The organism is Marinobacter sp. V032 (assembly GCF_052645435.1).
Genome location: NZ_JBQXYE010000001.1, coordinates 1,540,131 through 1,552,756, shown reverse-complemented (window position 1 = coordinate 1,552,756; position 12,626 = coordinate 1,540,131). Strand labels below are relative to the sequence as shown.

The window sequence follows — 12,626 nt, the reverse complement described above, 5'->3', positions numbered from 1 at the left end:
CCGCGTAGCGCGCCGGCTTTTTTGTTTTGGACGTCTGGTTGATCACAAATGAAAAACCAGTGGGTTCAGACTTAACCTGCCAGCCCCAATGCTTGCGCATCGTCTTCAATACAACGATCGAGCAATGCCAAATAGTCCGCTTTCGTTTTGAGCTTGGTTTGCGCATGGGCTCGCATGTTCAGCTGCTGGAACTGGCCTGCGACGGCTTTTGCATGCGCCATCAATTGCTCAGGTGCGACAACCTTATCAAGGAATCCGGCAGTCACGGCATCTTCAGGGCTGAAAATTTCAGCGTTGATCACCGAACGGTAGAAGTGCGACGGCGTCAGGCGATGGCGCGCGATTTCAATACCCGCATGATGCATGGTCATACCGATCATCACTTCGTTAAGGCCCAGTTTGAAATCACCTTCAACGCCGATGCGATAGTCGACAGACAGCAGGATAAACGCACCCTTTGCAATGGCATGACCACTACAGGCACCAATTACCGGCAAGGGGAAAGCAGCCAATCGACGCGTCAAGGTCGAGCCGACTTTGACCAGCGCAGACGCTTCCTTTGCGCCCTTCTGCATTTCTTTCAGGTCATAACCGCCGGAAAAAATACCCGGCTGTCCGGTCAGGATCACCACCGCCTTGTCCTGTTCGGCGCGATCGAGCGCAGCATTCAGCGCCTCAAACACCTCATGGCTCAGAGCGTTTGCCTTGCCGTTATTAATGATAATCGTTGCCACGCCATCGTTCAGTTGGTAATCAACCAGATCAGTCACAAGCCTGCCCTCTTTTTTCGGTTTCGTTTTGATCCGTTGAACTGTGCCACCTTATTGCGGTTGCCTCAATCCAATATGCGAGAAGCCGGGGATTGTAACTGACCTTGCGCGCGAATTTCAGGCGACGTGATCTCCGCCTGACCGAAAGGATGTCGCTGGCCGGCACAGCGAGCGCCGGCGAATCGATACCGTCAATAGATTCGATACCAGGTTTGGGCTATGGTTATTGCCAATTACGTCAATGATAACCAAGGACAGGCAGTGGTCAATCCATCCACACCTATACCCACTCCCGGCCAGCGCACTTCCCCGCTGCCAGATGAACTCGCCCTGATCCACACACTTTATGCAGCGCTGACGGCCAAAGACGGTTTCCATGATTTCCTCGAAGCACTGACCACCGCAATCAACGGCGTTGCAGCACAGCTTGTGGTGGCCCGCAAACAACCACTGCAGATAGATCACCTGTGGCACCATGGTTTGTCCGATGAATTCCTGAGCTGGTACCTGGACAACAACATGATCGCTCAGGACGTTGTCACCAATCATGCGACCTTCCAGCCCCCAGGCCTGTTCCACTCGGCGTTACCATTACTACCCGACTTCCAGCCAGACAAGGACTACTCCCGCTGGGAAAATGATCAGGATATGCTGGACACCGCCTGGCTTGTAGTGGATAGCACCGACGCTCACACCTTTTTACTGTGCGTTCAGCGAACCGTGGCCCAGGGCCCTTACCTTGATACTGAACTTCGGGGGCTCAACCGGCTGGTACCGCATATTCGCCAGGCGGTGCAACTTCACCGACAGTTGGATCTGAGGCACCAGATCGTGTCCTCACTCGCAACCGTGATTGATCTTCTGCCCGACCCCACCTTTGTACTCGATACGTCGGGATCGGTCGTGTGTTCCAATAACGCTGCGCAAACACTGATCACCCAGGAGCGCAGCCTTGCGATCGAGGATGATCGTTTCAACTTCACGGAGAGCCATCTTCAGGATGCCTTTTTCAGGGCATCCGTGAGAATCGTGCGTTCGAGTATGGGTAAGGAGGACTACTTCAGCGAAACGCTTTTCCTTGAGCGCCCGGGCCGAATGCCACTCGCGTTCGTGATCAGACCCATCGAAAGCCAGGAACTGACAGCCGGCGGCGCACTGATCACCGTGTACGATCCCGTAAAAAGACCATTGCCGTCAGCGGAACATATTGCCATTTATTTCTCATTAACCCACGCGGAGGCGCAGGTGTGTGAGGGATTGGTCAAAGGTATGGACGTTCAGGGGATCTCTGCTTTCTACGGAAGGGCCGTGTCCACTGTGCGGTTTCAGATCAAGCAGGTATTCCAGAAAACAGGATGCTCCCGGCAGGGCGAGCTGATCAGCAGAATTCTATCGGCGCTACTGCGTTGAATCGCACAAAGGCAATGCGCAAACTGCAGCTCACCATTTGCAGCCTGCCCAACAAGACAGGAAAATGAACCGCGCGGTTACCTTTTAGGCGAACATTCCCCATGTCTCAACCTGATTATCTTGGCAGTGCCAATCCACGGCTGGTGCTCTATCTGCCCCATCGACCGAATAGCCTGGCAGAAATTGCGAACGCACCTTGTGCAAACACACTGGTCGCTGCCAACTCCAATCATTGGCGCAAGATCGTTAATCTGTTAGCCAAGATCACCAGTCCTGTGGAGGACCATTGGCGTGAATTCAGGGATGCGGCGCTATTCCGGCAAACTGCGCTTTGCTTTCGTCCCGAATTGTTGATGACTGACGGCTGGCACTGGATTGGTGGAAAAGACAACCTGCAGCGTTTTGGCGCTCTGCACTGCAATACGCAGCCGCTGACGGAGTGCGCGGAAGTGTCGATCGATATTGAGAAACGACTATTGCTGACGCCCTATCCGGATTACCGACAGCTCAGCAACAAAGTGGTCAGTCAAATCCGCGCGGCGCTGGTCAGTCAGAGGTTTTATAGCGGCTCCCCCTCATGACCCTGCCCTATTTCCTAGGCTGCCCGCAATGGCAGGATCCAAGCTGGAACACATCACTGCCATCAGGCGGATATCCGCTAGAGCGCTATGCGAAAATCCTCAATAGCGTTGAGGGCAACACCACGTTTTATGCAACACCCAGCCAGGACCAATGCCGCCAGTGGCGGGCGCAGGTGCCCGACGACTTCAGGTTCGTATTGAAGTTTCCCCGGCGCATCACCCATGAACGGCTGCTTGCCGGACCTGGCTCAGAGGTGCTTGATTTTCTTGAGATCGTAGCGCCACTCAATGACGTTCTCGGCCCTTTCCTGCTTCAACTCCCTGCCGCTTTCGGGCCAGAGCACCTGAAAAATCTCTGGCGGTTTATTGAGGCACTGCCTGCTCCGCTAAGCTGCACCGTCGAAGTCCGGCATAGCGCGTTTTTCAGTAAAGGCGAAGCGGAAAAATCGCTGAATCGGGGATTAATGGAGCGGAACATCAGCCGCGTCTGCCTCGATAGTCGGGCACTCTTCTCCGCGGCGCCGGATAACGAGACCATCCGTGATGCCCAGCGCAAGAAACCACGAGTTCCAGTACACCTGCTGCCTGTCGATGCACCACCGGTGATCCGTTATATCGGACACCCTGATCTTGAGAGCAATCGTCGTTTTCTGGCCCCATGGGTTGAACGTGTCGGAAACTGGATCGAGGAAGGGCGGCAGCCGTTTGTTTTTATGCACATGCCGGATAACGGCGATGCCCTGTTCCTGGCTGCGCTATGGAGCGAGTTGCTGAACAAGAGGCTACCTCAGCTGGAAGCACTGGATCTTAACGAAAAAAAGCCCCAGATGGGGCTATTCTAGTCCGCTTAAAAATGGGTTGGAGGCCACAAGCGAATGCGCGCCCTCAGGCTCGCACATCAACCAGGCTGCCCAGATTGGAGTTGGCACTGGTAGGAGTCGGTGCCGTTGCGGTGACACTATCCAGTAATTGAAGGACGCCAGACTGCGCCATGTCCTGAGCGGATTTAAGCACACTGATCTGTACCTGCTCCCTGAGCTGGCTCTGGCTCAGCTGCGTGCTGAAGCTGGCGATCGAAGCTACGTCCACAATAGACTCCTGTGAAAGTCGGGGTTAACGCGATACCAGCCAATAGACCCAAAAAACCGCGCCTCACTGGCTAAATTATAACCACCTCGTGCTTCAATAAAACCCCATTTCGACTACCCTTTCAAATCATTACATCCACTTACACGTTGAGGTCCGCACTACCATGACCACGTCATTTACCCTTGCCACTAGCAGTCTGTTACTTATCGTCGTGGGTGTCTCGACCTCAACTCTGGCTGACGACACAACGCCCGCGCTCCGCGACTGCTCCGCAAAAATTGCCGAGATCCAGACACAACTTGACCATGCCAATGCTCAGGGCAACCAATCCCGGATTGCCGGGCTTGAGCGAGCACTGGCAGGCGCACAAAACTGTGACGACCAACAGTTGCGAGAGAACGCCCTACAGGACATTGAAGAGGCGAAAGCCAAAGTGCGCGAGCGGCGCCAGGAACTTCAGGAAGAACGCGAAGACGGTGACGCCGACGATATACGCAAGGCCGAACGCAAACTCCGTGAAGCCGAAGAAGAATTGGCTGAACTGGCGCGTCCTGCGGAGCAGGACTGACAACTATCGTTCCCGGTCGAGACTTTGCACCGTGAGATCCAACGCTTTCTGCATATCAAGCCGGGCGGAGTGCCCAACATCAGGGTCATCCAGATTGTTCTCGCGCTCAGAAGGCAGAATCGGTGACGTCAGGTCATCCGCATCAGCGGGCTCGAAGTCATATTCCTCACCAATCGTCATCGCACTGCGGCGCAATAACATGCGTAATTGCTCTGGCGACAGCTCCGGATCAATCGACATCATTCCGGCAAGCAATCCTGTCACCAGCGGCGTCGCGTACGAGGTGCCGCAATGCACCTCGCCGGGTTCGTCCGGCTTCGCGGTCGAGCCATGGGCGCAGGCCGCCGCTGTAATATCAACCCGCATATCAATGTTCGAGGCTTTGCGCTTGATGGCGTAATCGGGATCATCCACGTCCAGCCTAGTCTCTTTGTTCAACTCGTGGGCGCCCACGACGAACAATTGTTCCGTGACAAATGAAGACGGCAGGCGATACTCATCCCGGCTCGAATAAGACGACGCGTTACCGGCAGAATTCACTACGACAACATCAGGGTGTTCACGTCGCAGCCAAAGGAAAAACTCTTCCAGTAGCTCTTCATAGCCACTCATCGCGAGGCCGGAGCGGACCAGCGAGTCCACTTCATTCCCTTCAATATTAACCGCTCCGATACGATGGAGCCCCCAGCTCCAATTGAGCACCCGCACGCCATCTTCCACAAGGTTGACCGAAGCAGCGATATTGGCAGTGATGCCGGCATCAGAACCCCGTTCAACAATCACGTCAAAGCCTGGACTTGCGGAATCAAGCCCCCGGAGAAAGCCAGTGTTTCCACCGTTATCCCAACCAGCCGCGAGGATACCTGTCACCGTTGTGCCGTGATCTGCGGGGTTATCTGCATCGCGGGCAAAAACGCAGGTTCGGAGCTTGCCCGCATGACAGTTGCCGAGATAATCCTCAAAGTCCGGTGTATCGAAATCCACATCGCGTTCAATCACACCTACCTTTATCGGGTGCGTCTTTATCGCAGCATTGTTCTGCTTCAAGCGGCGCGTGTAATAGTTCACGCCATCAAGAAAACGGTTCGCAGTCCATTCTTTCTGGTCAGCCTCCGGTAACCTGTCACTTTCACCCTGCTCATCAGTCAACCGATTGTCTTCAGGACTCGTTTCCTCGATTACCACAGCATCAACACTCACCTCACCTCCCATGCGGAGAATAAGCGCGTCGCGCTCAGTCAGGTCCGAAACGGGCAGCCTGAGTTGGTAGAGGTTTAACGGTGGAATAGCGCCGACAATCCGCGCATCGAACTTCTCGGCAAGACGTTGTGCCTCCTCGGCACCGTTATAGCTCTCCTCAATAATAATGCTGATCAGATCCACATAGGTTGTCAGGCCATCCATATTCTTGGCGACTTCGTCCTGAGTAGCCGCCACGACATGACTGCCCGCCAGGCTCAGCCAGACAGGATTGCTCTCCACATCATTCCGCTCCAGCCACAGTGGGCCACTCTCATTGTCAGTGGATGAAAGCGACACGGTTAGCTGGCCATCGTCGACGCTAACCTTGCCTTCAGGTATCTGGTTGCCATCCAGCATAACCTTGGGGATTTCGCCCTTGAGTCCCGTAACGTTCAGACAAAAGGTTACCATCGCTGACTCAGGCGACTTGTTGCAGCGCTCGATGTGCTGGACACGCAACTGATCCCCCAGCGCAGTGGAGCTGACCAGCAGGCAGATCATGGTCTGCAGCCATCGAACGAACCCAAAGTGTGCGCTACCCATAAATAAATCCCATGATCCACAGCCTCCTATTGTACGCGCAGGCTAGCGCCCATTTTGTTTGAAACCCATTGTTCAATATCAGGAATAAACGCGCTGACCAACTCAGCAACTTTACAGAAGCGATCCGTCTAAGTGGGCAAGGTTGCACATGTTTCATGGACGGGGCATATCAACTTCGATCAAAAAAGACGCAAAACCGTCCCGAATTAGCACAATTTTCAGTCAAATTTACCCCTTTCAGTCACTTTTTACCGTTTTGGCAAATAAAACCTGCATATCACTGCTACTCTTATATGCGATGGAAAGCCTACATAAACGGTCGCAGCGAATGCCGACCTGACAAACCGGAGGAACATTCATGGCAATTGGTATTTGGATCAGTCTGCTTCTGTATTTTGCGCTGATGCTAGGCATCGGGTTTTATGCGTGGCGCAAGTCAACCGCATCGTCGGAAGACTACATGCTGGGCGGGCGTAATCTTAGCCCCGCAGTAGCCGCTCTCTCTGCGGGCGCTTCGGATATGAGTGGCTGGCTGCTCCTGGGTCTGCCTGGGGCCTTGTACGCAACCGGGCTGGTAGAAGCCTGGATTGGTATCGGTCTTTTCGTCGGGGCACTGGTTAACTGGATCGTTGTCGCGCCACGCCTGCGTGAGCAGACGGAACGCTACGGCAACAGTCTGACGATCCCCCAGTTTCTGGCCAATCGATTCCCCAGCAGAGCCATGGCACTGAGAACCGTGTCTGCAATCATCATCGTTGTGTTTTTCGCGGTGTATACCGCATCGGGCCTTGTTGCCGGGGGTAAGCTGTTCGCCAGTGCATTTGGCGGGCTTATCGATTCCTCTACCTTCAGCGATTATTCCATCGGCATCTGGCTGACATTGGGTATCGTTCTGACCTATACCGTCATCGGCGGTTTTCTCGCGGTCAGCCTGACGGACTTTGTGCAAGGCTGCATCATGATGCTGGCACTGGTCATTATGCCTGCGGTCGTTCTGTTCGGCAGCGGCGGTGGTGGCCTCGAGCAGGCATCTGAAACGCTGGCCAGCATTGACCCTAACTTCCTGTCCTGGACGCACGGCCTCACCTTTATAGGATTCCTGTCGGCGGTCACCTGGGGGCTTGGGTATTTCGGGCAGCCGCATATTATCGTGCGGTTTATGGCCGTTCGCTCAGTACGCGAAGTCTCGACCGCCCGTAATATCGGTATGAGCTGGATGGCCATTTCGCTGATCGGCGCCATCTGCCTGGGCGTATTTGGTCGCGCTTATGCGGTTCGCAATGGTCTGGACGTTGGCGATTCGGAAACCATCTTTATCGTGCTGGCTGACCTGTTGTTCCATCCGCTGGTAACAGGCTTCCTGTATGCGGCACTGCTCGCGGCCATCATGAGTACCATTTCAAGCCAATTGCTGGTGTCTTCATCTTCACTAACCGAAGACTTCTACCGGCTGTTCCTCCGCAAGGAAGCGACCGATAGCGAAAGTGTGACTGTAGGACGTGTCTGCGTGCTGCTGGTGGGCATCGTGGCGGCATTCATTGCGGGCGACCCTGACTCAGAAGTTCTGGGACTGGTCAGTAACGCATGGGCCGGCTTTGGTGCCGCGTTCGGGCCATTGATGATTCTGTCGCTGACCTGGCCGCGCATGTCAGGCACTGGCGCAGTCGCCGGCCTGGTCGTTGGCGCAGTTACCGTTATCGCCTGGATCTCACTGGGCTGGAACAGCAGCTTCATGGGTGGACCTGGCGTATACGAGATCATCCCGGGCTTCATTGCGGCCTGGATTGCGATCGTTGTTGTGAGCCTTGCCACGCAATCAACCGGCGAGTTCCAACCGATTGATTCACACTAATCCGTGAATCCGCAGTCTCCCGTGGCTCCGTTGAGTCACGGGAGACTCACCCTCTACTACTCTCCCTTCTCTGAAGTCTCCTGCATAAACCTCAATCAAAGTAGTCCTGCATCCACTCAAACAGTTTTTCTGTGGTCATTTCCGAGAGCGCCATTTTCTTGAATTCATCCCCCGCCTCATCTTCAATCATCACAAACTGATACAGCAGCGCGCCCGGGTGCTCATCGTGCAATATCAGCGTGATGCGCCGCTGCGTGCGCAGGCAATCAATGGTCATGGCATCAGCAGGAATGCCTACATCACGCATGCCACGGCGCACACCGACCACCGGATTGATATGTTGATGCGCCTGCTGGATGCGGGCATGCGCATCACTGGCCATATCGGAAAGGGCTTTCAAAGGATCTTCGGACATTCTGACTAACCTGCACTGTCGTTGCATTCATGTCGTTGCATTTAACCACAATCAATGCTCATGACGCTTTGACTGCAGGATCAGCACCACCCATAAGCAAAGTAGGCAGGTAGCCACAAACCGTCTTCATGACGGAACCGGAACACAAAAAAGGGCAGATTGATTTAGCGTCAATCTGCCCTTTTGAACTTCCTTTTAAATCAGAGCATCAACATCCTGTCGACGCCCTGTTCAGCGCGACGGTTACATCGCGGCTTTTTTCGGTGTCATGACAGGCCACCATGGATCGAATTCGACAAGCACCGAACGGAACTCGTCAAACTTGGCTGAATCGCCATCCAGTGATGCTTCGCCAGACCCCACCATGTCCTTCAACGTTGTTTTGCCAAGCAGGACATCATTGAAGTCTTCACGCGTGGTTTTGATCGTCAGATCCGCATCATCCAGCAGCTTCTTGTGATAATTCAGAACGCCGTTCTCAAGCGTTACCGAATAGTCTTCCTTGGTATCCGTCAGCGAGAAGTTCATGCTGATTTTCTTACCCGCTGCTTTCATACCATCGACGTGAATGGCCACGAAATCGAGGTACATGGGGATCGTCATGGAGCCCACAATATCAGGCGAGCTTGTATTCGTAACTGGCAGTTCCTGAACACCATTACGCAACTCTTTCGCACCCGTCAGGTAAAAGTTACGCCATTGGCCATTCTCGGCCTGATAGCCCAATTGAGTCAGGGCATCCGCCATCAGGTCCTTCGCCTTCTGGTTATCCGGTTGTGCCATAACAAGCTTGTCCAGCACTTGCGCTACCCAGCGATACTCGCCGGCATCGTAGTCCTTCTTGGCCTTCTGGATAATCGCGTCTGCGCCTCCCATATAGTCTACGAACTTCTTGCCAGCTTCAGTTGGCGGCAGGGGATGCAAGCGCGCCGCGTTGCCGTCGAACCAGCCCAGATAGAAGTTCCACACTGCTTTCACGTTGTGGTTCAGGCTGCCGTAATAGCCTCGGTTCGGCCAGTATTCGCCCAGTTCCGGCGGGAGCTCGACCATTTCCGCTGCCTCTACCATGTTGTAGCCTTGGTTAGCCAGACGAAGGGTTTGGTCATTGAGGTACTTATACAGGTCACGTTGTTTCTTGAACTGCTCAACGATCTTGTCCTGTCCCCAGGTTGGCCAGTGGTGAGGCGCGAACAGCACTTCGGCCTTGTCACCCCAGCGCTGCAGAGCGGCATCAATATAGCCTGACCATGCACGGGCATCCCGAACCTTGGCACCACGAAGAGTGTAAAGGTTGTGCATGGTGTGGTTCACATCCTCTGCCGGGCAAAGCGCCTTCAGCTCTGGAATATAGAACAGCATTTCGGCTGGCGCTTCACTGCCGGGTGCCATCATGAACTCGAACGTCAAGCCGTCAATTTTAAGGGTATGATTTTCGTCATTGATAATGTCTGTCGGTTCAATCAGGGTCGGGGTGCCTGTTGAGGTCGACAGCCCCAAGCCGGTACCAAGGCCGCCCTTCGGACCTTTGTCAATCAGGTTGCCGTACATATAACCGGCACGACGCGACATCGTGTTGCCGGCAAATACGTTTTCGCTGACCGCTTCCTCCGTGAAGCCCTCCGGAGCAATAATCTTGATTTTTCCGGCTTTCACCGCGTCGCCGTCAGCGACGCCCCGCACACCGCCGAAGTGGTCGATGTGACTGTGGGTATAAATGACCGCCACAACAGGCTTGTCACCACGGTGCTCGCGATAAAGCTCGAGACCCGCTTTCGCGGTTTCGGCCGATATGTTCGGATCCACGACGATAATGCCGGTGTCGCCTTCAATGAAACTGATGTTGGTCAGATCGTTGTTACGCACCTGATAGATACGCGGCGTGACTTCATACAACCCCGTCTTGAGCAACAGTTGTAACTGGCGCCACAAACTGGGGTTGGCAGTGGCTGGCGCCTCTGAGTCTATGGCAAACGAGAACTGGCTCAAATCCCAGACCGGCTTACCGTCCTTACCCTTGATGACACCATCATTGGGTATGGGCGCGATAAAGCCCTTGTCAGCGTCTTTAAAGTCTTGCTTGTCATTAAACGGCAGCGTCTCCAACACCTTCTGGTTTGCTGCTTTGGTGGTTTCCGTAGCCTCATCCTGCGCGGCCATCAGCCCGCCGGATGTTACCGTACAGACAAGAAAACTAACCGCACAAATTGCTTTGCCAAGCTTCGATTTCTGACCATAACATCCCATCATCAACTCTCCTGGAGATTCTCAGTTTTTATTGATTGCGCTGTCATTTGCACAGGCGCCGACTCGATAGTTGAGCCGCAACGCTAGCTCACCGCGACAACCAGACCCCTTCCACCGTTTACGTCTGGCAATATAAAGAAATCACCAGACTCTTCCGGGTGGAACAGCCTTCCAACGGCATAAGTGACATTTCTTGCAATAGCCCAGGTCGCCCCATTTCACTGCTCCAGGATTACCGGCACTATCGGCGAAACAGCCATCCATACCTCAGAACTGATTGCTGAATTCATTCCAACAAAGCTCACGCCCCACAGGCGCTCTTGGTGCACAGCTGGACTACCCAGCCGCCGAATTGCTTTCAAATTACATGTCGTATTTTTTAGCGTAGTACCGGTTTATGACATTTGCACAATATTTTACATTCCTGAAATTCATATAATTTTGCACCGATTTGGTGCTGATTTACCGGGAGGGTTCTTGGGTCTAGTCGATGGATTAAGAGAATGCATGTCGGGCACCCAACAGGCATTTGAAACCGGTGTGCGGGGATAACCATCAGGAAATGGCAAAGCGTATCGAGACAGCTGGAGTACCAAACAATTCGGTGTGCCAGATGCCGTGGAAGGTTTCAGTTGCAGAAATCGCAACAGGTTGTATAGGCGCCCCTTGTTACCTCTGCATCAGAATATGTTCAAAGTCCTTAAGCGCTGCCGCAGCCGTTGCGAGCGGCCCGGCCTTGCAGATAGCGACAACCTCACCCATTGCATCGGTCTCTACCCTGATCGCTTTCATTTTCGCGTTGATATGTGCAAACGGATGATCCTGCTCATAGGTTCTAAGCCTGACGCCCGCAGTCACACCACACTCGCTCACAACAATCTCCCCCACAAGCTTTGGCACCACGCCTGCGGCTTTCCAGGACTCGATATCGCCGCGCGTGATGTTGTCGATACCCTCACGCTCAATGTCGTCAAAGGTGAGGTCAGCACCGAGTGCTGCGTTGGCAAGCAACATGATTTTGCAGGTGGTGTCCCAGCCTTCCATATCGAAGCGGGGATCAGGCTCTGCCATTCCAAGGCGCTGCGCTTCGGCCACGCAATCCGCCAAACCGTGGCCTTGCATCATTCGGTTCAATACAAAATTGGTTGTTGCAGTCAGAATACCCTCGACCTTCAGTACCCGACATCCTGCGAGGTTATGCTCGAGCAGATCCAGCGTCGGGAGAGAGGTCGCCGTCGCGCCGCTGAACTTGAGAGCGACATTATGCTGGCCAGCCAGAACACGCAGTCCCTTCAAATCGAAAATCAACGCGCCCTTGGAAATAGCGATGGCATGCCTGTCGTGCGCAAGCGCAGAACGCATGTATTGATACGCCGGGCCGCCAGTGACGAAATCGGTCGGGCCTGCGTCGATTACCACCGATGCATTCGTGGATTCGATGAACTCGACACCCGTGAGCCCAGCCTGAAGATCTTGCCGGGCTGGCGCATAGGGCCCGGCCAAGCCTTCCGACGCATACAATCCCGCGCGAGAAGTGCACACAGCAGTCAGCCGAACATCCGCCCCATATCGCTCTGCGTAGTGTGATCGTCGCTGCCACAACAGTTCGGCAACGGCCCGACCCACTGTGCCGAACCCCGTAATGGCGATGTTCCATCGTTGCATTCCGACTCCCCTATGCGTTTATTTCGCACTCAGCATAGCGGGGTTTGCGAACGACATGAATTGGCGTGTGGTGACATCAGTTCAGGCGAGTGACCAGGTGACGGTTCTATTCCGCCTTTATTACGCGGTTTGGAACGGAGGCGTGCGGCTTTAAACCGGGTGTCATTCAGATCGCGGTCGTGATTCACAAAGAAACAGGGAGGACTCAAACTATAGAAGCCAGCCCTCGCTGAGCTGACTGGCTTCT

Annotated in this window: 11 protein-coding genes; 5 read left to right on the top strand and 6 right to left on the bottom strand. The window is 54.3% G+C overall.

Going from position 1 to position 12,626, the window contains the following annotated elements:
* Positions 1–71: 71 nt before the first annotated feature.
* Entirely contained in the window at positions 72–770 is a 699-nt protein-coding gene (locus tag ACUN9X_RS07095; protein WP_445472622.1) for a crotonase/enoyl-CoA hydratase family protein, read from the bottom strand.
* Positions 771–989: 219 nt separating this feature from the next.
* Here ACUN9X_RS07095 and ACUN9X_RS07090 point away from each other — a divergent pair, with 219 nt between their 5' ends.
* The 3 genes from ACUN9X_RS07090 (at position 990) to ACUN9X_RS07080 (ending at position 3,603) form a co-directional block, all read left to right on the top strand.
* On the top strand, positions 990–2,180 hold the full coding sequence (locus ACUN9X_RS07090) for a helix-turn-helix transcriptional regulator (RefSeq protein ID WP_260036300.1): 1,191 nt from the start codon (positions 990–992) through the stop codon (positions 2,178–2,180).
* Between the two features lie 101 nt (positions 2,181–2,281).
* Positions 2,282–2,761 (top strand): DUF6942 family protein, encoded by a 480-nt coding sequence (locus tag ACUN9X_RS07085; RefSeq protein ID WP_260036302.1) that lies wholly within the window; start codon positions 2,282–2,284, stop codon positions 2,759–2,761.
* Positions 2,758–3,603, top strand: a complete 846-nt coding sequence (locus ACUN9X_RS07080) for a DUF72 domain-containing protein (protein ID WP_260036303.1) — start codon at positions 2,758–2,760, stop codon at positions 3,601–3,603. Before ACUN9X_RS07085 ends, ACUN9X_RS07080 begins: the two co-directional genes overlap by 4 nt.
* A gap of 43 nt (positions 3,604–3,646) precedes the next feature.
* Here ACUN9X_RS07080 and ACUN9X_RS07075 read toward each other — a convergent pair whose 3' ends face one another.
* Entirely contained in the window at positions 3,647–3,850 is a 204-nt protein-coding gene (locus ACUN9X_RS07075; protein ID WP_260036304.1) for a YjfB family protein, read from the bottom strand.
* Between the two features lie 163 nt (positions 3,851–4,013).
* Between ACUN9X_RS07075 and ACUN9X_RS07070 the strand changes: the two genes are divergently transcribed.
* Positions 4,014–4,418 (top strand): DUF1090 domain-containing protein, encoded by a 405-nt coding sequence (locus tag ACUN9X_RS07070; RefSeq protein WP_445472621.1) that lies wholly within the window; start codon positions 4,014–4,016, stop codon positions 4,416–4,418.
* 3 nt (positions 4,419–4,421) lie between these two features.
* Here the strand turns inward: ACUN9X_RS07070 and ACUN9X_RS07065 are convergent, their stop codons facing one another.
* A complete protein-coding gene (locus ACUN9X_RS07065; RefSeq protein ID WP_445473193.1) occupies positions 4,422–6,161 on the bottom strand; it encodes a S8/S53 family peptidase in 1,740 nt (579 codons plus the stop codon).
* Between the two features lie 400 nt (positions 6,162–6,561).
* Here ACUN9X_RS07065 and putP point away from each other — a divergent pair, with 400 nt between their 5' ends.
* Positions 6,562–8,055: a sodium/proline symporter PutP gene (gene putP / locus ACUN9X_RS07060; RefSeq protein ID WP_260036306.1), complete on the top strand. Its 1,494-nt coding sequence runs from the start codon at positions 6,562–6,564 to the stop codon at positions 8,053–8,055.
* Between the two features lie 91 nt (positions 8,056–8,146).
* Here putP and ACUN9X_RS07055 read toward each other — a convergent pair whose 3' ends face one another.
* From ACUN9X_RS07055 to ACUN9X_RS07045, 3 genes are all read right to left on the bottom strand, one after another.
* Entirely contained in the window at positions 8,147–8,470 is a 324-nt protein-coding gene (locus ACUN9X_RS07055) for a hypothetical protein (protein ID WP_260036307.1), read from the bottom strand.
* Positions 8,471–8,713: 243 nt separating this feature from the next.
* Positions 8,714–10,717, bottom strand: a complete 2,004-nt coding sequence (locus tag ACUN9X_RS07050; RefSeq protein ID WP_445472620.1) for an alkyl/aryl-sulfatase — start codon at positions 10,715–10,717, stop codon at positions 8,714–8,716.
* Between the two features lie 666 nt (positions 10,718–11,383).
* On the bottom strand, positions 11,384–12,379 hold the full coding sequence (locus ACUN9X_RS07045; protein ID WP_260036309.1) for a homoserine dehydrogenase: 996 nt from the start codon (positions 12,377–12,379) through the stop codon (positions 11,384–11,386).
* Positions 12,380–12,626 lie beyond the last annotated feature (247 nt).